General features: G+C 61.6%; 21 protein-coding genes. 9 read left to right on the forward strand and 12 right to left on the reverse strand.

Translation table 11 applies throughout. The features are described 5' to 3' along the window. Positions 1–153: 153 nt before the first annotated feature. Positions 154–774, reverse strand: coding sequence for a TetR/AcrR family transcriptional regulator (locus tag HYI44_RS00155; protein WP_122839627.1), 621 nt, complete (start codon positions 772–774; stop codon positions 154–156). A gap of 140 nt (positions 775–914) precedes the next feature. Between HYI44_RS00155 and copC the strand changes: the two genes are divergently transcribed. Both copC and copD read left to right on the forward strand, forming a co-directional pair. Beyond that, entirely contained in the window at positions 915–1280 is a 366-nt protein-coding gene (copC, locus tag HYI44_RS00160; protein WP_225568816.1) for a copper homeostasis periplasmic binding protein CopC, read from the forward strand. A gap of 3 nt (positions 1281–1283) precedes the next feature. Next, positions 1284–2144, forward strand: coding sequence for a copper homeostasis membrane protein CopD (gene copD, locus HYI44_RS00165; RefSeq protein ID WP_122839626.1), 861 nt, complete (start codon positions 1284–1286; stop codon positions 2142–2144). 17 nt (positions 2145–2161) lie between these two features. On the opposite strand, the gene HYI44_RS00170 is transcribed toward copD, so the two are convergent. Both HYI44_RS00170 and HYI44_RS00175 read right to left on the reverse strand, forming a co-directional pair. Then, positions 2162–3298: an HlyD family secretion protein gene (locus tag HYI44_RS00170; RefSeq protein WP_225568439.1), complete on the reverse strand. Its 1137-nt coding sequence runs from the start codon at positions 3296–3298 to the stop codon at positions 2162–2164. Then, entirely contained in the window at positions 3295–4950 is a 1656-nt protein-coding gene (locus HYI44_RS00175) for an MFS transporter (RefSeq protein ID WP_045060462.1), read from the reverse strand. Before HYI44_RS00175 ends, HYI44_RS00170 begins: the two co-directional genes overlap by 4 nt. A gap of 234 nt (positions 4951–5184) precedes the next feature. On the opposite strand from HYI44_RS00175, the gene HYI44_RS00180 reads away from it, so the two are divergent. From HYI44_RS00180 to HYI44_RS00210, 7 genes are all read left to right on the forward strand, one after another. Then, positions 5185–6480 carry an OprD family porin gene (locus HYI44_RS00180; protein ID WP_122839624.1) on the forward strand — a complete coding sequence of 432 codons (1296 nt, stop codon included), beginning with the start codon at positions 5185–5187 and terminating at the stop codon, positions 6478–6480. A gap of 148 nt (positions 6481–6628) precedes the next feature. After that, the gene (locus HYI44_RS00185; RefSeq protein WP_225568440.1) at positions 6629–7447 is read left to right on the forward strand and encodes an NAD-dependent epimerase/dehydratase family protein; all 819 of its coding nucleotides are present in this window, start codon (positions 6629–6631) and stop codon (positions 7445–7447) included. A gap of 45 nt (positions 7448–7492) precedes the next feature. Continuing rightward, on the forward strand, positions 7493–8386 hold the full coding sequence (locus HYI44_RS00190; protein ID WP_225568441.1) for an SMP-30/gluconolactonase/LRE family protein: 894 nt from the start codon (positions 7493–7495) through the stop codon (positions 8384–8386). 62 nt (positions 8387–8448) lie between these two features. Continuing rightward, a complete protein-coding gene (locus tag HYI44_RS00195; RefSeq protein ID WP_122839621.1) occupies positions 8449–9420 on the forward strand; it encodes a TRAP transporter substrate-binding protein in 972 nt (323 codons plus the stop codon). A gap of 79 nt (positions 9421–9499) precedes the next feature. Then, on the forward strand, positions 9500–10027 hold the full coding sequence (locus HYI44_RS00200) for a TRAP transporter small permease (RefSeq protein WP_045060457.1): 528 nt from the start codon (positions 9500–9502) through the stop codon (positions 10025–10027). Then, positions 10028–11308, forward strand: coding sequence for a TRAP transporter large permease (locus HYI44_RS00205; protein ID WP_122839620.1), 1281 nt, complete (start codon positions 10028–10030; stop codon positions 11306–11308). 165 nt (positions 11309–11473) lie between these two features. Continuing rightward, positions 11474–12358 (forward strand): aldose 1-epimerase, encoded by an 885-nt coding sequence (locus HYI44_RS00210; protein WP_225568442.1) that lies wholly within the window; start codon positions 11474–11476, stop codon positions 12356–12358. Here HYI44_RS00210 and HYI44_RS00215 read toward each other — a convergent pair. The 9 genes from HYI44_RS00215 to HYI44_RS00255 all read right to left on the reverse strand — a co-directional run bounded on the left by HYI44_RS00215 (position 12343) and on the right by HYI44_RS00255 (position 23351). Then, positions 12343–14007, reverse strand: a complete 1665-nt coding sequence (locus HYI44_RS00215; protein ID WP_225568443.1) for a NahK/ErcS family hybrid sensor histidine kinase/response regulator — start codon at positions 14005–14007, stop codon at positions 12343–12345. The genes HYI44_RS00210 and HYI44_RS00215 overlap by 16 nt on opposite strands. Further along, entirely contained in the window at positions 13991–15154 is a 1164-nt protein-coding gene (gene ercA / locus HYI44_RS00220) for an alcohol dehydrogenase-like regulatory protein ErcA (RefSeq protein WP_045060453.1), read from the reverse strand. Before ercA ends, HYI44_RS00215 begins: the two co-directional genes overlap by 17 nt. Before the next feature lie 213 nt (positions 15155–15367). Then, entirely contained in the window at positions 15368–16501 is a 1134-nt protein-coding gene (gene pqqE / locus HYI44_RS00225) for a pyrroloquinoline quinone biosynthesis protein PqqE (protein WP_225568444.1), read from the reverse strand. Next, positions 16498–17250, reverse strand: a complete 753-nt coding sequence (gene pqqC, locus HYI44_RS00230; RefSeq protein ID WP_122839616.1) for a pyrroloquinoline-quinone synthase PqqC — start codon at positions 17248–17250, stop codon at positions 16498–16500. The genes pqqE and pqqC overlap by 4 nt, the downstream gene beginning before the upstream one ends. Positions 17251–17376: 126 nt before the next feature. Next, positions 17377–18291: a pyrroloquinoline quinone biosynthesis protein PqqB gene (gene pqqB / locus HYI44_RS00235; RefSeq protein WP_225568445.1), complete on the reverse strand. Its 915-nt coding sequence runs from the start codon at positions 18289–18291 to the stop codon at positions 17377–17379. Between the two features lie 55 nt (positions 18292–18346). After that, a complete protein-coding gene (gene pqqA, locus HYI44_RS00240; RefSeq protein ID WP_081499480.1) occupies positions 18347–18418 on the reverse strand; it encodes a pyrroloquinoline quinone precursor peptide PqqA in 72 nt (23 codons plus the stop codon). A gap of 256 nt (positions 18419–18674) precedes the next feature. Next, a complete protein-coding gene (locus HYI44_RS00245; RefSeq protein ID WP_225568446.1) occupies positions 18675–20195 on the reverse strand; it encodes an aldehyde dehydrogenase family protein in 1521 nt (506 codons plus the stop codon). A gap of 175 nt (positions 20196–20370) precedes the next feature. Continuing rightward, positions 20371–22146 (reverse strand): PQQ-dependent methanol/ethanol family dehydrogenase, encoded by a 1776-nt coding sequence (locus HYI44_RS00250; RefSeq protein ID WP_122839613.1) that lies wholly within the window; start codon positions 22144–22146, stop codon positions 20371–20373. Positions 22147–22412: 266 nt separating this feature from the next. Next, entirely contained in the window at positions 22413–23351 is a 939-nt protein-coding gene (locus HYI44_RS00255; protein WP_201148084.1) for a quinoprotein relay system zinc metallohydrolase 1, read from the reverse strand. Between the last annotated feature and the right edge of the window lie 7 nt (positions 23352–23358).

The following is a 23358-nucleotide window of genomic DNA, read 5'->3' on the forward strand; positions in this document are numbered from 1 at the left end:
TCGTTGCACTCGACAGCTCCTACCCGGCCCCAGCGCCACCCCACCCTGGTAGGAGCTGTCGAGTGCAACGAGGCTGCGATCTTTTCAAATGCAACACCGATCCTCAACTCTTCAGCCAATCAGCAGTCCAACACCGGCTGATGTATGGGACATCTAGGGCTCCAACCCAATCCCGCGCAAAATCACACTCGTCACCGTCTGCACTGCCCGCTCAAACTGCATATCGGACAATGGCTGGTGATCATTCAGGATATTCACCTGATGATCAAAGTCGGCGTAGTGCTGGGTCGACGCCCAGATCATGTAGAGCAGGCTGGAGGGCTCCACCGGCAGGATGCGTTTGTCTTCCACCCACTGGCGGATTTTCGCTTCCTTCATCTTGGCCCAGTCGTACAGGCTGGCGTCCAGTGCCTCACCCAGCGTCGGCGCGCCATGGATGATTTCGTTGGCCCAGACCTTGGAGCCGTACGGACGGCTGCGCGAATGTTGCATCTTGGCGCGGATGTAGCTGCTGAGGACCACGCGCGGGTCGTCGAACATTTCGAAGCACAGGGCGTCCTGTTTCCACACTTCCAGCAGGTCGAACAGCACTGCACTGTAGAGTTCGCTCTTGGTGCTGAAGTAGTAATGCAGGTTGGAGCGCGGCAGTTGCACTTCGGCGGCAATGTCGGCCATGGCGGTACTGCCGAAGCCTTTCTCGGCGAAGACCTTTTCAGCCCCCAGCAGAATTTTCTCGACGTTACTGCGACGGATCTCGATCTTGTGATTGCCCATGAGGGCTCCCTGACGACAGCGTTGGTCAAGACTAGCATCCGCTCTACTTCGCGGCGACAGGGCAAAACGAAACTTCGTCCCGGCGCGCCCTGGAAGGTAAACTGCACCTCTCTTCAAACCTGTCCCAGAGGTAGTCCATGATGATGCTCAAGAAAACCCTGACCACCGTCACCCTCCTCGGCTCGCTGTTCGCCGCCTCGACGGTGTTCGCCCATGCCCACCTGAAAAGCCAGAGCCCGGCCGCCGACAGCACGGTCAGCGCACCGGCCGAACTGCGCCTGGTATTTTCCGAAGGGGTGGAAGCGACCTTCACCAAGGTGACCCTCAGCAAGGACGGCAACAACGTACCGGTTAAAAGCCTGGCCACCGAAGGCAGTGACAAGAAAACCCTGGTGGTGACGCCGCAAGCGCCTTTGACTGCCGGTGCATACAAGGTCGAATGGCACGCAGTGTCCGTCGATACCCACAAAAGTGAAGGCGCCTACAGCTTCAAGGTCGGTCAGTAATTCATGACGAGCGCGATGGTGCTGTGCCGCTTTCTGCATTTCACCGTGGTGCTGATGCTGGTCGGGGCCTGGGTGTTCAGGCCCCTGCTGTTGGGGCGTGGCATTACCACGCTGGATCAGCCGCTGGCGCGGGTGAGCCGATGGCTGGCAGCGGTGGCGTTGGTGAGCGGCGTCTGCTGGTTGCTGTTGATCACTGCCAGCATGGCCGGGGACTGGGCGGCCGCCCTTGATCTGCCGACCCTGCAACTGGTCATGGGCAACACGTTTTTCGGCCAGGTATGGCGCTGGCATCTGTTACTCAACGGGCTGGTGCTGACGTTGCTGTTCACACGCTGGCAGGCCTCCCTGTTGCCGCGCCTGGTATTGGGTGGCTTGTTGCTGGCGACGCTTGCACCCGTGGGCCATGGCGCGATGCTCGATGGCTTGAGCGGCCAACTGCTGATCCTCAATCAGATCGTGCACCTGGTGTGCGTTGGCATCTGGCTGGGCGGCTTGATGCTGCTGGTGATGATCTTGCGCCAGGCATCAGTCCACCCGATCGGCGTCATTCTCCAGCGGTTCAGTGGTGTGGGTTACGCGCTGGTGGCGGGATTGGTGCTGACGGGGCTGATCAACGTGCGAGTACTGACGGGCCAGCTGTGGCCGACGCCATTGTGGTCGGGATTTGCCTTGATTCTGTTGATCAAGGTCGGGTTGGTGGCGGCGATGCTGGGCCTGGCGTTGTTCAATCGGCTGCGGGTCAATGATTGCGACCAGCGCATGGGGGCGCTGAAAACCAGCGTGATCATGGAGTGGCTATTAGGGATTGGCGCGGTGGCTGCAGTGTCGTTGCTGGGCACCATGCCGCCGATGGTGGCCGCCTAGAATCAAAAGATCTTGCCCTAGAAGCCCTCCTGCGCCGCCGTATCAATGCTCACCACCACCGACATCCCCGGCCGCAGCCGCTCGCTCTCGGCCTGATCTTCGTCCACGGTAATCCGCACCGGCACCCGCTGGGCGATCTTGACGAAGTTGCCGGTGGCGTTGTCGGCTTGCAGCAGCGCAAATTCGGAACCGGTACCGGGTGAGATCCGCTGCACCCGGCCATTGAACGTGCGGTGGTCCAGTGCATCCACCGTGAACGTCACCGGCTGGCCGACCCGCACGTTGTTCATCTGGGTTTCCTTCATGTTGGCAATCACCCACAGCTGATGCGGTACCAGGGCCATCAGCTGCGCGCCGGAGTTGACATAGGCCCCCAGACGTACACCGATCTGCCCCAGCTGGCCGTCCCGGGGCGCGACTATTCGGGTATTGGAAAGGTCGATGCGCGCCAGTTGCACTGCGGCATCCGCGCTCGCCACTGCCGCTTCCAGTGAGCCTCGATTGACGATCACTGACTGCAGATCCTGGCGGGCGATCTCCAGATTGGCCTGGGCCTGGGCGACCGCGGCAATCGACTGCGCGTTCGCCGCCAGGCTCACATCCAGCTCGCGCCTGGACACCGAACCATCGCGAACCAACTCGTTATTACGGCGCAGGTCGGCGGCACTTTTGCGCGCCTGCGCCTGGCTGTCGGCGACTGCTGCCTGGCGCAGCTTGATGGTGGCCTCGGCGCTGTTGCGTTGCTGCACTACGTTAGCCAGGCCGGCTTTTTGCACCGCCAGTTGTGCCAGGGTTTGGTCCAGGCGCTGCTGGTAGATCCGGTCATCCAGGCGCACCAGCAAGTCGCCGGTCTTGACGAACTGGAAGTCCGACACCGGCACTTCATAAACATAGCCGCTGAGCTGCGGGCCGATGATGGTCACCTGGCCGCGCACCAATGCATTTTCCGTGGTCTCGATCGCGCTGCTGAACGGTGGCAACTGCCAGGCGTACAACACGATCAGCACACCCACCAGGGCGATCGCCGCAAAGCCCATCGATGAAAGCACCCGAACCCGTAGCGAGCGCGGCTCGGTGGCGGGCGTGGACGGTGGCGCGACGCCCTCGGGGGTGGCGGCAATGGCGTTGGTGGTCGTCGTGGTCGGTTCGGTCATGAAGGTGTGGCACCGCTGGTGGAGTCGGAAGGCGTTGGAGTGACGTTCTTTGTAGTGCTCATCAGCCACAGGGCGCGAATGGAGATCCAGATCATCGTCAGCACAGCGATCACTGCGATGAGCATGAACACGTCGTTATAGGCCAGCACATTGGCCTCGCGCGTAGCGGCCGTCGCCAGGCTGCGTATGCCCTGCAGATTGCGCAAGGCTGGATCGGCGATCACCGAACCCAGGGCATTGCTGCCGCTCTGGACCCGGGCAGCCACCAGCGGATCGGTCAACACCAGGTGTTCGACAATGTTACTGGAGTGAAATTTCTCGCGAACGATCTGAAAAGTGCCCAGCAACGCTGCACCGATCAAGCCGCCGAGGTTCTGGCAGATACCAAACAGCACCGAGAAGCTCACCAGGTTGCGTGGGTTGGTCAATACATTGCGCGTGCCCAGGACCATGGTCGGCCCGAGAAAAAATGTACTGCCGAATGCCAGCAGGAACTGGCTGAAATACAGGTTTTCCGGACGGGTCAGGTTATTCGAATGGCTGTCGATCACCGAACCGACAGCCATCAACGCCAGCGACACGATCAACGGGCTGAACAGGTGCTTGGGGTTGATGGTCAGCGCGCTGGTGACCAGCCCGGCAATACTGCCGATCATCATCACCACATACAGGCTGTGCAGCTGCTGGGTACTCATGTTCAGGGCTTGCATGAAGCCGACGGCGCCGGTGGACTGCTCCGAGGCCACCATGCGAATCAGCACTACCGCCAGGGCCAGGCGAATCATCACCCCGCTGCCCAGCCAGCGAGTCATCAGCATCGGGTTGCTGCGGTTATGCTCGATGGCAAGGCCGGTCATGATCAGCGCGATGGAACCCGCCGACGCCACGCCAATCCACGGTGCTTCCAGCCACCAGTCGATACGCCCCAGCGAGAGCACCGCGCAGAGCAGTGCTACGCCGCTGGCCAGAATGGCGAAAGTCAGGAAGTCGAGTTTTTCGAAGGTCTTGAAACGGTCCCCGGGGGGCAGTTTGAGCAGGAACACGCACCCCAGGGACAACAGCGCCATGCCCAGTTCGAACAGGTACAAACCGCGCCATTCGGCGATCTGCAGCAAGTCTTCGGAGAACAGCCGGGCCAGGGGCAGAGCCAGCTGCGAAGTCCCAAGCCCGAGCACCAGCGCCTTCATGCGCCACTTCGCGGGGAACGCCTGGATCATGTAGTACAGCCCCAACGAACTCAACGCCGCCCCGACCATGCCGTGCGCCGCCCGTACGGCAATCGCCGAGTTCAGGTCGTTGACGAACAAGTGGCCGAAGGTCACCAACGCGTAGAGCACCAGGAACACTTCGGTGAATGCGCGCAAGCCGAACTGCTGGCGAAACTTCACCAGCAGCAGGTTCATCGACACATTGGTCATCACGTACGCGGCCGGCAGCCAGGCCATCTCGGCGGTGGTCGCACCCAGCGCGCCCTGCAGATAAGGCAGGTTGGCGATCACCAGGGAGTTACCCAACCCCCCGGTCAACGCCACCAGCAATCCGACCAGCGCATAGGCCAGGCGCTTGGGCGTGGAGTGCAGCGGTGTGGAAGGCGAACCGGGCAAGCTGGGCCGCTCGTGGGGCTGCCAGTTGCGCGGGGCGTAATGATCCATTCAGTGGCCTTGTGTCGGAGGTGGTGCCAGTTTGCCGTAAAACCTTGTTAGCCAACACCCATATCCCGTCGGTCTATCGCCCTCCCGGCCCTCAGAGGTCACGGCGCCCTCAAGCATGAAGTCATCGTATAACTTCCGATTGACAACCCGCTAACACCTCGCAAATAATCACCCTTATGTTGTACGACGACGTATAACAACTATAAAAACAAAAATACAAAAGGGAGCGTCACTGTGAGTCAACTCGTCCGCCATTCCTTCGCCTGCACCCCCCGCCCGACTTTTGCCCGCCGTCATACCCTCAGCCTGCTCAGCCTCGGCGGGATCGTTCTGGCCCTGCCCCTCGCCAGCCAGGCAGAAGGATTTGTCGATGACAGCAAGGCGACGCTGAACCTGCGCAATGCCTACTTCAACCGCAACTACACCAACCCGGCCTATCCCCAGGGCAAGGCTGAAGAGTGGACGCAGAGCTTCATCCTCGACGCCAAGTCCGGATTTACCCAAGGCCCGGTCGGCTTTGGTGTGGATGTGCTCGGCATGTACTCGCAAAAGCTCGACGGAGGCAAAGGCACGGGTGGTACGCAGTTGCTGCCGATTCACGATGACGGGCGCCCTGCCGACAATTTCGGGCGCATGGGCGTAGCGGTCAAGGGCAAGATCTCCAAGACCGAACTCAAAGTCGGCGAATGGATGCCGGTATTGCCCGTGCTGCGCTCGGACGATGGGCGCTCACTGCCGCAGACCTTCCGCGGTGGCCAGGTCACCTCCACCGAGATCAGCGGTTTGACGCTCTACGGCGGCCAGTTCCGCCAGAACAGCCCGCGCAATGATGCCAGCATGGAAGACATGTCCATGAATGGCCGGGCGGCGTTCACCTCGGACCGCTTCAACTTCGCAGGGGGTGAATACACCTTCAACGACAAGCGCACCCTGGTCGGCGTCTGGTACTCAGAGCTCAGCGACATCTACCAGCAGCAGTACTTCAACCTCAGTCACAGCCAACCGTTGGGCGACTGGACCCTGGGTGCCAACCTGGGCTTTTTCAACGGCAAGGAAGATGGCAGCGCCCTGGCCGGCGACATGGAAAACAAGACCACCTTTGCGCTGCTCTCGGCCAGGTATGGCGGCAACACCTTCTACGTCGGCCTGCAGAAGCTGACGGGCGACAGCGCCTGGATGCGTGTCAACGGCACCAGCGGCGGCACCCTGGCCAACGACAGCTACAACTCCAGCTACGACAACGCCAAGGAAAAATCCTGGCAGCTGCGTCATGACTACAACTTCGTCGCCCTGGGCATTCCTGGCCTGACCATGATGAACCGCTACATCAGCGGCGATAACGTGCACACCGGTGCCATCACCGACGGCAAGGAATGGGGCCGCGAGTCGGAACTGGCCTACACCGTGCAAAGCGGCGCGCTGAAAAATCTCAACGTGAAGTGGCGCAATGCGTCGATTCGCAAGGATTTCAGCACCAACGAATTTGACGAAAACCGGATTTTCATCAGCTACCCGCTTTCGTTGTTGTAATCCGCCCAGCAGCGAAGCGGTTTGAATACCTTGCATCGACTTTCAACCTAAGTCGCGTTGACAAGAGCGGAAAACTCTACGGATACTTCGCTGCGTCGTACGACAACCTACAACAAAATCAATAATGACTGTTTGTCCAGGGACTTCCATGACTATTCACCCTACAGCTCCATTCAATCGCCTGCTGCTCACCGGCGCTGCGGGCGGCCTTGGCAAAGTGCTGCGCGAAAGCATGCGGCCCTATGCCAACGTCATTCGTCTTTCGGATATCGCCGATATCAGCCCGGCGGTGAATGATCGCGAAGAGGTCGTCATCTGTGACCTCGCGGACAAGCAGGCCGTGGATAAGCTGGTCGAAGGCGTGGACGCCATCCTGCACTTCGGCGGGGTGTCGGTTGAGCGTCCGTTCGAAGAGATCCTCGGCGCCAATATCTGCGGCGTATTTCACATCTACGAAGCGGCGCGCAAGCATGGCGTCAAGCGCGTGATTTTCGCCAGTTCCAACCACGTCATCGGCTTCTACCAGCAGGGCGAGATCCTCGATGCCCACTCCCCGCGCCGTCCGGACAGCTACTACGGCCTGTCCAAATCCTATGGCGAGGACATGGCGACGTTCTACTTCGATCGCTACGGCATCGAGACCGTCAGCATCCGGATCGGCTCTTCGTTCCCGGTCCCGCAAAACCGCCGGATGATGAGCACCTGGCTGAGCTTCGGTGACCTGACCCAGTTGCTCGAACGCGCACTCCATGCACACAACGTGGGCCATACCGTGGTGTACGGCCTGTCCGACAACAAGCAAGTCTGGTGGGACAACCACTTGGCTGCGGGCCTTGGTTATGTGGCGCAAGACAGCTCCGAAGTGTTCCGCGACCAGGTCGAGGCCCAACCTATGCCCGCTGCCGATGATCCGGCGCGGGTCTACCAGGGCGGGGCGTTCTGTGCCGCCGGTCCGTTCGGCGACTGAGCCGCGCAACAGTCCCCACAAAAACGACCAAGGGAATGAGTGGCCATGTACGCAGAACTGATTGTCGATGCCCGCAATGCGGTTGGAGAAAGCCCGGTGTGGGTCGCCGCGGAAAATGCCCTGTACTGGGTGGATATTCCCAACGGCGGCCTGCAACGCTGGGACGCTGATACTGGCCACGTACACGCCTGGAAGACCCCACAGATGCTGGCTTGCATCGCTCGTCAAAGCGATGGCAGCTGGGTCGCCGGGATGGAAAGCGGTTTCTTCCGGCTGCAACCACACAGCGATGGCAGCCTGGACAGTGAGCTGCTGGCGCATGTCGACCACGCCCGAGCAGACATGCGCCTCAACGATGGGCGCTGTGATCGTCAGGGCCGCTTCTGGGCCGGCAGCATGGTGCTGAACATGGGCGCCAACGCCGCCAACGGCAGCCTTTATCGTTACAGCGCCGGGCAGACTGGGCCACTGGAAGCCAGGCTGGGCGGGTTCATCGTGCCCAATGGCCTGGGCTTCAGCCCGGATGGCCGCACCCTGTATCTCTCCGACTCACACCCGCTGGTCCAGCAGATCTGGGCCTTCGACTATGACATCGACACGGGTATCCCAACCAACCGCCGACTGTTCGTCGACATGAACCAGTACGAAGGTCGTCCCGACGGTGCCGCGGTGGACGCCGAGGGTTGCTACTGGATCTGCGCCAATGACGCCGGGCTGATTCATCGCTTTACCCCCGATGGCCGCCTCGACCGATCGCTGGCGGTACCTGTGAAAAAACCGACGATGTGCGCCTTCGGTGGCAGTCGGCTCGACACGCTGTTCGTGACGTCGATCCGCCCCGGTGACGACCAGGATCCGCAGTCACTGGCCGGTGGCGTGTTCGCCCTCAACCCTGGCGTCCGGGGTTTGCCGGAACCGCTGTTCAATCACTTGCTGTAACCGCCCTTGCTGAATCTGCTGTGCCTTGAATAAAAAAAACAACAAGACTGGAGAATTGCCCCATGGACTTCAAACGCACCTTGCTCGCCGCTGCACTCCCCCTGGCCTTCACCCTTAGCAGTGCCGCCCAGGCACTGGAAATCAAATTCGCCGACATCCATCCGGCCGGTTACCCCACCGTGGTGGCCGAAGAGCAGCTGGGTAAAACCCTGGTGGCCGACAGTGACGGCAAGCTGACTTTCAAGATGTTTGCCGGCGGCGTACTCGGCTCGGAAAAGGAAGTGGTCGAACAGGCCCAGGTCGGGGCCATCCAGATGGCCCGGGTCAGCCTTGGCATCGTCGGGCCGGTGGTACCGGACGTGAACGTGTTCAACATGCCGTTCGTGTTCCGCGACCAGGCGCACATGCGCAAGGTCATCGACGGTGAGGTGGGCGACGAAATCCTCGCCAAGATCACCGATTCCGAATTCGGCCTGGTCGCCCTGGCCTGGATGGACGGCGGCACGCGCAACATCTACACCAAAAAACCGGTGCGCAGCCTTGAAGACCTCAAGGGCATGAAGATCCGCGTACAAGGCAACCCGATGTTCATCGACACCATCAACGCCATGGGCGGCAACGGCATCGCGATGGACACCGGGGAGATCTTCAGCGCCCTGCAGACCGGGGTGATCGACGGCGCGGAGAACAACCCGCCCACCCTGCTCGAACACAACCACTACCAGAATGCCAAGTTCTACAGCCTCACCGGCCACCTGATCCTGCCGGAACCCATCGTGATGTCGAAAATCACCTGGGACAAGCTCACCCCCGACCAGCAAGTCCTGGTGAAGAAAACCGCCAAGGCCGCCCAGGCCCAGGAGCGCACCCTGTGGGACGCGAAGTCCGCCAGCAGTGAGGAAAAACTCAAGGCGGCCGGCGTCGAGTTCATCACCGTCGACAAAAAACCTTTCTACGAGGCCACCGCGTCGATCCGCGAAAAATACGGCGCGCCCTATGCCGATCTGATCAAGCGTATCGAAGCGGTCCAATAACCCCTCCCAGGCACTCATGAAAGGCCGGCGCCGCTGACGTCTGTGTACCCCGGCGCGCGCCCGGTTACGGTGAAACCCGATGAAGAATCTACTGCTGCGCATCAATGACAAGATTTACATGACCTGCATCTGGGTCGCCGGGCTGTCGGTGCTGGCCATAGCCCTGATCATTCCCTGGGGCGTTTTCGCTCGTTATGTCCTCGGCACCGGCTCCAGTTGGCCGGAGCCCACCGCCATTTTGCTGATGATGGTCTTCACATTCATCGGCGCGGCCGCCAGTTATCGCGCCGGTGCGCACATGGCGGTGGCCATGGTGACCGACCGGATGACGCCCGAAGTACGCAGAGTCGTGGGGATCTTCTCGCAACTGCTGATGGCCACGGTCTGCCTGTTCATGACCGTCTGGGGTACCAAACTGTGCATGTCCACCTGGAACCAGTTCATGAGCGCCCTGCCGACGCTGCGCGTGGGCATTACCTATATGCCGATCCCCGTGGGCGGTTTGCTCACGCTGATTTTTGTCCTGGAAAAACTCCTGCTCGGTGACCAGAGCAACCGTCGGGTCGTGCGTTTCGACCTGGTTGAAGAAAGCGAAGGTGCCGTATAAATGGACGCTCTGATTCTGCTGGGCAGTTTTCTCGCTCTGATCATGATCGGCATGCCGGTCGCCTATGCCTTGGGGCTCTCTGCGCTGATCGGCGCATGGTGGATCGACATACCGTTTCAGGCGCTGATGATTCAAGTCGCCGGTGGTGTGAACAAGTTCTCCCTGCTGGCGATTCCGTTCTTCGTGCTCGCGGGTGCGATCATGGCCGAAGGTGGCATGTCCCGCCGGTTGGTCGCCTTTGCCGGGGTGCTGGTGGGCTTCGTGCGCGGCGGCCTGTCGCTGGTCAACATCATGGCCTCGACATTCTTCGGGGCGATTTCCGGCTCCTCGGTGGCGGATACCGCGTCAGTGGGCTCGGTACTGATTCCGGAAATGGAGCGCAAGGGTTATCCACGGGAATTCGCCACGGCCGTGACCATCAGCGGGTCGGTCCAGGCCCTGTTGACGCCTCCCAGCCACAACTCGGTGATTTACTCGCTGGCTGCCGGGGGCACGGTGTCGATTGCTTCGCTGTTCATGGCGGGCATCGTACCGGGGCTGTTGATGAGCGCCTGCCTGATGGTGCTCTGCCTGATCTTCGCGAAAAAACGCAACTACCCCAAGGGCGAGGTCATTCCTCTCAAGCAGGCGCTGAAAATATGCGGCGAAGCGATGTGGGGCCTGATGGCGATGGTCATCATTCTCGGCGGCATTCTCTCGGGTATTTTCACCGCCACGGAGTCCGCAGCCATCGCCGTGCTCTGGGCGTTTTTCGTGACCATGTTCATCTACCGCGACTACAAATGGAGTGAGCTGCCGAAACTGATGCACCGCACGGTCCGGACCATTTCCATCGTGATGATCCTGATCGGTTTCGCCGCCAGCTTCGGCTACATCATGACGCTGATGCAGATTCCGGCAAAGATCACCACCATGTTCCTGACCCTGTCAGACAACCGCTACGTGATCCTGATGTGCATCAACGTCATGCTGCTGATGCTCGGCGCGGTGATGGACATGGCGCCCTTGATCCTGATCCTGACCCCCATCCTGCTGCCGGTGATTCTCGGCATAGGCGTCGATCCGGTGCACTTTGGCATGATCATGCTGGTGAACCTGGGCATAGGATTGATCACGCCGCCCGTAGGCGCGGTACTGTTTGTGGGGTCTGCCGTGGGTAAAGTCACAATCGAAAAAACCGTGATTGCACTGCTGCCTTTCTATGCCGTGCTGTTCCTGGTGCTGATGGCAGTGACTTACGTTCCTGCACTGTCGCTGTGGTTGCCGCATCTGGTGTTGTAAAAGGCAAATGCAGCCCCTGCAGGAGCTGTCGTAGGAGCTGTCGAGTGCAACGAGGCTGCGATCTTTTGATTTTTGCTTTTTACAGCCCAGATCAAAAGATCGCAGCCTCGTTGCACTCGGCAGCTCCTACGGGGATCTCGGTGTTTTTCAGACAGGTTAACGGCTATGGCGCCAACACTGCTCGAACTCGAAGACGAACTCACCCACCTGACCCTCGCCCCCGAACTCGGCGGCAGCATCGTCAACTGGACCGTACGCAGTACCGGCCAGCCATTGCTGCGGCACAACGATGCGCAGGCATTGAACACCGGCCTGCCGGGCAAGCTCGGCTGCTTCCCGCTGGTGCCCTGGTCCAACCGGATCGCCGAAGGCGGTTTCGACTGCCCCGATGGCTGGCTTGCCCTGGCGCCCAACAGCCTCACCGACCCGCTACCCATCCACGGCAGTGCCTGGCAACAGCCATGGCAGGTCGTTTCCCACACGCAGGATGAAGTGGTGCTGCAGCTGGACTGCAGCATCCCCTTTGCCTATCGCGCCCGGCAACGCTTTCACTTGAGCGAGGGCCGCCTGAGTATCGAGGTGCAGGTTACGCACCTGGCCGAGCGTGCCGCGTGGCATGGGCTGGGACTGCATCCCTATCTGCCGCGCACCGCCGGCACCCGTCTGCAGGCAACTGCCCGACAGGTCTGGATGTGCGACGCGTCCAGACTGCCTACCCGAATCGATTCGATCCCCGACCGATGGGATTTTCAGCAACTGCAAGCGCTGCCGAATACCCTGGTCGACAACGGTTTCTGCCAATGGGACGGCCACTGCCTGATCCAGCAGCCGGATCTGGGCTACGAACTGCAGTGCGAGGCCAGCGGCAGCGATTATTACCTGCTGTATTGCCCGGTTGGCTTGGGATTCTTCTGTATCGAACCGGTAAGCCACCCGGTCAATGCCCATCACCTGCCCGGGCGGCCGGGCTTGCGCCTGCTGGCACAAGGTCAGTCTGCCGAGCTGGGTTTCAGCCTGCAGTATCGCGCGCTGCCCTACCCCAGCAACTGACTGAGCACCGCGCGCAACTTGCCAGGCTTCACCGGTTTGTTCAGCAGCGGTGCATCCAGGCGCCGCAATGAGCGACGGCATTGATCGGTGCGATCGGCGGTGATGATGACGGCAGGAATCGTTTGGGCAAAATGCTCGCGCAAGTGCCTGACCACTTCACAGCCCACCACCCCGTGATCCAGGTGATAGTCGGCCAGGATCAGCTCCGGCGCCCGCCCGGCCAGTGCGCTCAACGCCGAGGCATGGTCGGTGGCCGTCACCACCTCGCAGCCCCACTGCCCGAGCAGCGCCCGCATGCTGTCAAGGATGCTGACTTCATTGTCCAGCACCAGCAAACGACGCCCCGGCAACGGATTACCGGTGCCCGGCTGCGGCACCGCCAGGCTGATCGGCAGTGGCACTTCCCGGGACATGGGCACCTCGATGCTGAATCTGGAACCACGCCCCGGCAGCGAATGAACCTGCACGCGGTACTCGAGAATCTTGGCGATGCGCTCGACAATCGCCAGCCCCAACCCGACGCCCTTGCGATCGGCAGCGCGGCCGACATCCAGCTGGTTGAACTCGAGGAAAATCGAATCCAGGCGGTCCGGGGCAATCCCGCGCCCGGTGTCCCACACCTCCAGGCGCAGCATCTCGCCCCGGGGCCGGGCCGCCAGCAGGATGCTGCCCTGGTCGGTGTAACGGCAGGCATTGCTGAGAAAATTGCGCAGGATGCGCGTCATCAGGCGCAAGTCGGTGCGGATCGCGTAGTCGCCCATGTGCACGCGCAGGTGCAGGCCGTCGGCCTCGGCCACGGACTGGAACTCGGATACCAGGGGGCCAAGCAACTCGTCGAGGCGATACAGCGCGATGTCCGGTTTGACGGCGGCCTGGTCGAGCCGTGAAATGTCCAGCAGGTCCGTGAGCAGGTCTTCGGCGCCTTCCAGTGCCTGATGGGTACGCTCCACCAGGACCTGCTCGATGTCGGGCAACTTGCGCTCGCGCAAGGTCGAGATCAGCAGGCGCGCGGCGTTGAGCGGTTGCAGCAGGTCATGGCTGGCGGCGGCGAGGTACTTGTCCTTGCTGCGATTGGCGGCCTCGGCGGCGTCCCGGGCCTCGAGCAGTTCGTCGGTGCGCGCGTTGACCCGCTGTTCCAGTTCGTCGTTGAGCTGTTGCAGGCGCTCCTGGGCCAGTTTGCGCTCGGTGATGTCGGCCACAAAACCTTCCACCAGGCCTTCCTGATCAGGCTTGAGCAACAGGTTCATCAACACGTCGAGGCTGCTGCCGTCCTTGCGCCGCAATTGGGTTTCGTAGCCGTGCAGGCTGCCCTGGTGCCTGAGGATCTCGCCAATATTGGCCAGCTCCTGCGCGCCGCCGACGAACAGGTTGCTCGCCAGGTCCGCCAGGGAGAACAACACGTCCTGGGGATCCTGGTAGCCGAGCATCCGCGCCAGCGCCGGATTGGCCGCACGCATGCCTTCGAGCAGGCTGGCCTGGAAGATCCCGTGCACGGCATTTTCAAACAGCCATTTGTAGCGATTGCGTTCGGCTTCCAGCTCTTCCAGGCGCGCGGCCAGCTCCGGGTAGTGGCTCTTGCGCGCCGAGTGGCTGCCTAGTCCCAGCAGCCCGGCCAGCGCCCGTTGCTGCTCGTCAGAGGGCTTCGCCATAGACGACCTCGACATCACGCTGACTGGACTCGCGAGGGTTGGTGAGGATGCACGGGTCGTCCATGGCGTGCTGCGAGAGGAACGGAATATCGGCAGTGCGCACGCCGTGCAAGCCGAGGGTTTCGTGGAAGCCGATGGCGTGTTTGAGCGCGATCAGATGCTCCACCAGACGCCCGCAGATCTGTCGGTGATTGAGGCCACGGCAGTCGATGCCAAAGGTCTCGGCGATGACCTTGAAACGCTCCGGCGCCGAGTTGTAGTTGAACGCCACCACGTGTTCCACCAGCACCGCATTGCACAGGCCATGGGGCAGATCGAGGAAACCGCCCAGGCTGTGGGACATCGCATGCACCGCACCGAGGATCGCGTTGGAAAACGCCAGCCCGGCCTGCATGCTGCCGAGCATGATTTTCTCGCGCAGGGCAATGTCCGTGGGGTTGGCGATCATCTGCACCAGGTTGCCGTTGATCAGGCGCATGGCTTCCAGCGCATGGGGATCGGTCAAGGGCCCGTGCCCGGTCGACACGAAAGCCTCGATCGCGTGCACCAGGGCATCGATGCCGGTGCAGGCCGACAGGAACGGGTCCATGCTCAAGGTGGTTTCCGGGTCGATCAGCGACACGTCCGGCACCACCGCCTTGCTGACGATGGAGAACTTCATGCGCTCCTGCTGGTTGGAGATGATCACGAATTGCGAAACATCCGCCGAGGTGCCGGCGGTCGTGGGGATCAGGATCAGCGGCGGGCTCGGCACGCGAATGGTGTCCACCCCTTCGAACTCGAGGATGTTGCGGCCATGGGCGACGACGATGCCGATGCCCTTGCCGCAATCCATCGGGCTGCCGCCGCCCACGGCGACGATCACATCGCAGTGGTTTTCCCGGTACAGCTCGGCACCGAGCATGACTTCTTCGACCCGGGGATTGGGCGACACGTCGCTGTAGAGAAAGTAGTCGATGCCCTGGGCCTGCAGGCTGGCCTCGACATCGGCCACCCACCCGGCGGCAATCACCCCGGGGTCACTGACCACCAGGACCTTGCGCGCACCGAAGGTCTTGGCATAGTTGCCGACGTTATGCCGGCAACCGGCACCGAAGATGATTTCAGGTGAAACGAATTTACGCAGCTGGCTGAGACTTTGGCTCATTGGAAAGCCTGTGTTTTTATTGTTTTGGAAGGTAAAGCCACACTACCCCATCCGGCGGTGAATGCAATCAGACCAATGGGTAGCTAAAGGCTGAAATGACAACAGATTCCTTGTGGGAGCCGGCTTGCCGGCGATGAGGCCCTGAAGCCTTGCGTAGATTGTGCGCACGCCATCGTCGGCAAGCCGGCTCCTACGGGGGCCTGTGCATGGTTGTCATCCGCGGTAGATCAGGCGTGAGGCCTTTTCGTTGCGCAGCGTCAGGTGCTCCATGCCCAGCCCGGGCGCATCGGCCTCGTCCCGGGCCTTGAGGATAACGCCGTGATGCGCCGATTTGCTGCACACCGGGTCGGCATTCTCGGCATCGCCGGTCAGCATGAACGCCTGGCACCGACACCCGCCCAGGTCCTTGTGCTTTTCATCGCAGGAGCGGCAAGGCTCCTTCATCCAGTCGTCGCCACGAAAACGGTTGAAGCCGAACGAGTCGGTCCAGATGTGCTCGATGCTGTGCTCGCGCACATTGGGGAAGGCCACCGGGAGCTGCCTGGCACTGTGGCATGGCAGTGCGGTGCCGTCCGGGGTGATGTCAAGAAACAGGTTGGCCCAGCCGTTCATGCAGGTCTTGGGGCGTTCTTCATAGTAATCCGGCGTGACGAAGATCAGCTTGCAGGGATGACCTTCGGCCTCGAGACGCGCGCGGTACTGGTTGGTAATGCGCTCGGCGCGCTGCAACTGCTCACGGGTGGGCAACAGCCCGACCCGGTTGAGCTCGGCCCAGCCGTAGAACTGGCAGGTCGCCAACTCGACGAAATCCGCTTCCAGCTCCAGGCACAGCTCGATGATGCGGTCGATCTGGTCGATGTTGTGCCGATGGGTGACAAAATTCAGCACCATCGGATAACCCTGGGCCTTTACCGCCCGGGCCATGGCCAGCTTCTGCGCAAAGGCCTTGCGCGAACCGGCGAGCATGTTGTTGACCGCCTCGTCGGCCGCTTGAAAACTGATCTGGATATGGTCCAGCCCGGCAACCTTGAAGTCGCGCACCTTCTGCTCGGTCAGGCCGATGCCGGAGGTGATCAGGTTGGTGTAGTAACCCATGTCCCGCGCGGCTTTGATCAACTCGGCCAGGTCTTGCCTCACCAGCGGCTCGCCTCCTGAAAAGCCGAGCTGCGCCGCGCCCATCTCCCGCGCTTCGCGGAATACGCGAATCCATTCCTCGGTGCTCAGCTCCGCACCCTGCCGGGCAAAATCCAGCGGATTGGAGCAATAGGGGCACTGCAGTGGACAACGATAGGTCAGCTCCGCCAGCAGCCACAGCGGTGGACCGGGTTGCGGTTTGCTCCCGTTCACAGGTCAATCCCCCGGTGCCAGACGTTCTGCGTGGTCACGCTATGGTAAGGCGGGCGCTGCAGTTCATAGGCCATGCTCATGGCGTCGAGCATGCTCCACAATACATCAAGCTTGAATTGCAGGATTTCCAGCATACGTTGCTGCCCCTCCAGGGTGAGGTAGTGCGCCAGGGTAATGCGCAGGCCGTGCTCGACATCCCGACGCGCCTGGCCCAGGCGGGTGCGAAAGTAGTCGTAGCCGGCGCTGTCGATCCATGGGTAATGGCTCGGCCAGGCGTCGAGACGTGATTGGTGGATCTGCGGCGCGAACAGCTCAGTCAGGGAGCTGCTGGCTGCTTCCTGCCAGCAGGCGCGCCGGGCAAAATTGACGTAGGCGTCCACGGCAAAACGTACGCCGGGCAGTACCAGTTCCTGGGAGAGAATCTGTTCGCGATCGAGCCCCACGGCTTCACCCAGACGCAGCCAGGCTTCGATGCCGCCTTCGCTGCCAGGCACGCCGTCGTGGTCGAGGATGCGTTGCAGCCATTCACGCCGCACTTCGCGATCGGGGCAGTTGGCGAGGATCGCAGCGTCCTTCAGGGGGATGTTCACCTGGTAATAAAACCGATTGGCGACCCAGCCCTGGATCTGTTCGCGGGTAGCACGACCGGCGTACATGGCTTGGTGGAAGGGGTGGTGGATGTGGTAATAGGCGCCTTTGGCTTGCAGGGCGGCGGTGAATTCGGTGGGGGTCATTGGGGTGTCGGTCATTGGGATCATCCTGGAAGCGGTGTGGTATCTGGCTTGGCCTCTTCGCGGGCAAGCCCGCTCCCACAGGGAGAGGTGTGTGCCGCAAATCCACTGTGGGAGCGGGCTTGCCCGCGATGGGGCCATTGGCTACAGCACAATGTCCATGCCATCAAAAGCCACCTCAATCCCCCGCCGCTCCAGCAACGCCCGTTCCGCCGAGTCCTCATCGAGGATCGGGTTGGTGTTGTTGATATGGATCAGCACCTTGCGCTGGCGGGGAAAGCCTTCCAGCACTTCCAGCATGCCGCCAGGCCCGCTCTGGGCCAGGTGGCCCATGTCGCTGCCCAAGTTCTGGCCGACTTCGCACACACGCATCTCGTCGTCGCGCCACAACGTGCCGTCGAGCAACAGGCAATCGGCGCGTTGCATCCAGCCCAGCACCTCAGCGTCGACCTGCCCGAGCCCCGGGGCGTAGAACAGCGATGCGCCGCTTTGCAGGTCTTCGATAAACAGGCCGATGGTGTCGCCGGGCTGCGGATTGCCGCGGTTGGGCGAGTACGGTGGTGCGTTACTCACCAGTGGGATCGCCCGCAGCCGCAGGTGTTTGCAGGCCGGGATCTGAAAGGGTTCGCGGTCCAGACCGAGCGGTTGCCACTGCAGGCCACCGTTCCAGTGCTCGAGCATGCCGAACAGCGGGAAGCCGCTGCTCAGGTCTTCGTGGACCCGGCCGGTGCAATACACGGTATGCGGACAGCCTTCGCGCAGGCTCAACAGGCCGGTGCAGTGGTCGATCTGGCTGTCCATCAGCACCACGGCGGTAATCGCCGTGTCGCGCAGTTGTCGAGCCGGTTGCAGCGGCGCGAAGCTTTCCAGCTGCGCGCGGATATCCGGTGAAGCATTGCACAGCACCCAGTCCACCCCGTTGTCGCTCAGGGCAATCGAGGACTGCGTTCGCCGCTGCGCCCGCAGGGTACCGTTGCGCACGCCGGCGCATTGCCGGCAGTTGCAGTTCCACTGCGGAAAACCGCCGCCGGCAGCCGAACCAAGAACGCGGATGTGCATGAACAATGCTCCAGAAGGCAGGCCCGGCCAACACGACGGCTGGCCGGGTGAACAATCAACGGTTGGCGAAATACATCGTCACTTCGAAGCCAATGCGCAGATCGGTAAACGCGGGTTTATGCCACATGGGTCAATCCTCTTCTTGTGCCGGGCAATTCCGGTAAAGCCATTAATGCACGGGGCGGGAGGTGACCGAATGCTACTTTCGAAGGAGGTGGCGGGGTGCGTTGGTAGGGGGTGTTGCGCGGCGGCTGGATTACACAAAACCTGTAGGAGCGAGCTTGCTCGCGATTGACGCAAGAACAACGCTGGGTATCATTTTCCCGGCGTTGTCCTTGGCGACCATCGCGAGCAAGCTCGCTCCTACAGGTAGGCGCGGGGGGTTAGAAGAACCCCAGCGGATTGATGTCGTAGCTCACCAGCAGGTTCTTGGTCTGCTGGTAGTGGTCGAGCATCATCTTGTGATTTTCGCGGCCCACACCGGACTTCTTGTAACCGCCGAACGCGGCATGCGCCGGGTACAGGTGGTAGCAGTTGGTCCACACGCGGCCGGCCTTGATCGCCCGGCCCATGCGGTAGGCACGGTTGATGTCGCGGGTCCACAGGCCGGCACCGAGTCCGAATTCGCTGTCGTTGGCGATCGCCAGGGCTTCGGCTTCGTCCTTGAAGGTGGTGATCCCCACCACCGGACCGAAAATTTCTTCCTGGAACACCCGCATCTTGTTGTGGCCCTTGAGCAGGGTCGGCTGGATGTAGTAACCCGTCGACAGGTCGCCTTCAAGGCGCTCGGCGGCGCCGCCGGTGAGCAGCTGCGCGCCCTCCTCCTGGGCAATTTTGAGGTACGAGAGAATCTTGTCGTACTGCTGCTCGGACGCCTGGGCGCCGACCATAGTCTCGGTGTCCAGCGGATTGCCGCGCTTGATCTTGACGATCTTCTTCATCACCTCGGCCATGAACGGCTCGTAGATCGACTCCTGGACGAGTGCCCGGGACGGGCAGGTGCAGACTTCGCCCTGGTTGAAGAACGCCAGCACCAGGCCCTCGGCGGCTTTTTCGATGAACTGCGGCTCGGCGTTCATGATGTCTTCGAAGAAAATGTTCGGCGACTTGCCGCCCAGTTCCACGGTGCTTGGAATGATGTTCTCGGCGGCGCAATGCATGATGTGTGCGCCCACCGGAGTGGACCCGGTAAACGCGATCTTGGCGATGCGCTTGCTGGTGGCCAGGGCCTCACCGGCTTCGCGGCCGAAACCCTGGACGATGTTCAGCACACCCGCTGGCAGCAGATCGGCGATCAGTTCGGCAAACACCATGATCGACAGTGGCGTTTGCTCGGCGGGCTTGAGCACCACGCAGTTGCCGGCAGCCAGGGCCGGGGCGAGTTTCCAGGCGGCCATCAGCAATGGAAAATTCCACGGGATAATCTGTCCGACCACGCCCAAAGGCTCGTGGAAATGATAAGCGGTGGTCAGTTCGTTGATCTCGGCGGCGCCGCCTTCCTGGGCACGGATGCACCCGGCGAAATAGCGAAAGTGGTCGGCGGCCAGCGGTACGTCGGCATTGAGGGTTTCACGCACGGCCTTGCCGTTGTCCCAGGTTTCGGTAACCGCGAGGATTTCCAGATTCTGCTCGATGCGGTCGGCGATTTTCAGCAGGACCAGCGAACGGTCCTGCACCGAGGTCTTGCCCCAGGCATCCGCCGCCGCGTGGGCCGCGTCGAGGGCCTTGTCGATATCGGCGGCGCTGGAGCGCGGAAATTCGGCGATCACTTCACCGGTGACCGGCGAGGTGTTGGTGAAGTACTCGCCATTGACCGGGTCAACGAACTCGCCGCCGATGAAATTGCCGTAGCGCGGCTTGAAGGAAACGACGGCGCCGGGTGTTCCGGGTTGTGCGTAGATCATGGTGGGCCTCTGTCTGGGTCGATGCCTGTCGGGCAAACAGGCGATGAACCGATAGTAGAGAGCCCCAGGTGCCAGACGAATGCGCCGTTGGCAGGGGGGCTCTCGTTATTTGGTAGTAGGTTTGCCCACAAATCCCGATGGGGTGGAAAACTCTGTGGGATGTGGTGAACCTGGATTAGTGCTTAGCCACAAGGTCCTTCGGCAATTTGAAGGTCCAGAGCATGCCGCCCTGGTTGAAGTCCTTGATGCGCTTGGCCACTTCGCCGCCCCACAACGGCACCGCGCCACCCCAGCCGGACAGCACCGAGACGTACTGCTCGCCGTCCATTTCCCAGGTCACAGGTGAGCCGAGCACACCGGAGCCGGTCTGGAATTCCCAGACCTTCTCGCCGGTTTTGGCATTGAATGCCTGCAGGAACCCTTCCGGCGTGCCGGTGAATACCAGATTGCCTTTGGTGGTCAGCACCCCGCCCCACAGTGGCGCGAAGTTCTTGTGACGCCAGACTTCCTTGCCGGTTTTCGGGTCGATGGCGCGCAGCACGCCGATGTAGTCTTCGTTCAGTGGCTTGATGGTGAAACCGGCACCGAGGAAGGCCGCGCCTTTTTTGTAGGCAATGCCTTCGTTCCAGATGTCCATGCCCCACTCGTTGGACGGCACGTAGAACAGGCCGGTGTCCTTGCTGTAGGCCATCGGCATCCAGTTTTTCGCGCCGAGGAACGCCGGGGCGACGAACACCGAACTGCCTTTGGCTTCGGTGCCCGGTGCACCCGGTCGGCTGGCTTCGTTGTAGATCGGCCGACCGTCCTTATCCAGCCCGGTCGCCCAGGTGATCTTGTCCACGAACGGGAAACCGCGGATGAATTTGCCGTTGGTGCGGTCCAGCACGTAAAAGAAACCGTTGCGGTCAGCGGTGGCGGCAGCCTTGATTTCCTTGCCGCCCTCGGTGTAGTTGAACGAGATCAGCTCGTTCACGCCATCGTAGTCCCAGCCATCGTGGGGCGTGCTCTGGAAATGCCATTTGATGGTGCCGTCGTCCGGGTTGAGCGCCAGGCGCGAGGACGAGTACAGGTTGTCGCCAGGACGCAGGTGCGAGTTCCACGGTGCCGGGTTACCTGTACCGAACAGCAGCAGGTTGGTTTCCGGGTCGTAGTAGCCACCCAGCCACGGCGCTGCGCCACCAGTCTTCCACAGGTCGCCCGGCCAGGTTTTGCCCGCCTCGCCGCCGGAAATGCCGTTTTCTACGGGCTTGCCATCCTTGTAGACGTAACCCATATGACCTTCGACCGTAGGGCGAGTCCACAGCAAATCACCGTTCTTCGGGTCGTAGGCTTCGATCTTGCCGACCACGCCGAATTCGCCACCGGCCACTCCGGTGATCAGTTTGCCGTTGATGACCATGGGCGCGGCGCTGATCGAGTAGCCTTCCTTGTGATCGGCGACCTTCTTGCTCCAGACCACTTTGCCGGTGTCCTTGTTCAGCGCCACCAGCTTGGCGTCCAGGGTGCCAAAGAACACCAGGTCGCCATACAGCGCGACGCCGCGGTTGATCACGTCGCAGCAGGGCCGGATATCGTCGGGCAGGCGAGCGTCGTACTGCCAGAGTTTCTTGCCGGTGCGCGCGTCCACCGCGAACACCCGCGAGTAGGAACCGGTCATGTACATCACGCCGTCCTTGATCATTGGCTGCGCTTGCTGGCCACGCTGTTTCTCGCCACCGAAGGAGAAGGCCCACACTGGCCGCAAATCCTTGATGTTGTCGACGTTGAGCGTATCGAGCGGGCTGTAGCGTTGACCCTGCACGCCCAGACCGTTGGTGACGATCTGCCCCGGGTTCTTGGGGTCCTGGAGAATTTCCTGGTCGGTGACGGCCGCCAGCGCCTGGCCGGACAGCAGCATGGCGCTGAGCAACAGGCTCAAGACGAAGGGTTGGCGACGTGCGGGTTGGGTCATGACGGCTGCCTCTGCGGTTTTTTGTTATACCCGGGAAAATTTCCCGGTCTGGTGCAGATTCTTGGTCGCCGGGGCCCTGGCAACAATTGCCCGCAGTGTGGAGATTTGTAGTTCCTTAGTACGGGGTCGTAGCGCGTAACCAATGAGGGAGCGAGCCTGCTCGCGATGGACGGGAGACCGCCGCCGGGTGTCAGGTTTCCAGGGTTATCGTTGGCGACCATCGCGAGCGGGCTCGCTCCCACAGAAGATCAGGTGGTGAGTGGTATTCAGTTGTTTGGGGTGGAATCCACTCGGGTCATTTGGGCCCGCTCGTAGCGGGGAAACAGATGACTGACGCTGCGAATCAGCTCATATCGGCTCAGGTTGATTGCGGCGAATCGCTCGGGAATGGGGCTGCGGATCATCTCCGACATGTCGCTGCCATTGGCCGCGCCGTCGCGCATCAGCTGGTCGAGCCACCCCAGGTAGTCGCGCATCTGTTCGAAGGGCCTGGCGTCGGTTGCCAGCGGGCCATGGCCGGGCACGATCAGCGTCCAGGGCAGGCCTTCAAGCGTGGCGATGTCGGCCAGCCACACCGCCAGCCCCGGGCTGTTGGGCGTGGTCAGTGCTCGTTGATAAAACACCAGGTCCCCGGCAAACAACACGCCGGTTTTCTGGTCGAGAATAGCCAGATCCGCGCCGGTGTGCCCACCCAGGCTCAGCACGCGTAAATCGTGATTCCCAAAACTGTGCACGCCCGGCTCCAGCGTCCGGGTTGGCAATATGACTTCGGTGCCCCGCATCCAGTCGCCCACCAGCCGGTACATGTTCTCGGCCATGGCATCACCCTGCTGACGCAACAACTGCGTAGTCCCCGCCAGCGCGGCAATCGGCACGTCGGTAAAGGCCTGGTTGCCGAGCGCATGGTCGGGATGGTGATGAGTCAACAGCACCTCGATCACCGGCTTGTCGGTCGTCGCCGTAATCGCCTGGCGCATCGCTTCGCCATAACGCTTCGAGGGCCCGGTATCGATCACCACCACGCCGCGCTCGGTGACGATGAAGGCGGTGTTGACGATGTTGCCGCCGTTGCCCTTGGCGAAGTTGTCGGTGCTGCCTTCCAGCAACCAGGTGTCCTGGGCAATGAGCCTGGGCTTGAGCGAGTACTCGAGGTCGGCCAAGGCCGGCAGGCTCATGCCAATGAACAACAACAGCATCCAGCGCATCAGGCGC

The organism is Pseudomonas sp. Y24-6, assembly GCF_020295325.1.
GTDB lineage: Bacteria > Pseudomonadota > Gammaproteobacteria > Pseudomonadales > Pseudomonadaceae > Aquipseudomonas > Aquipseudomonas gregormendelii.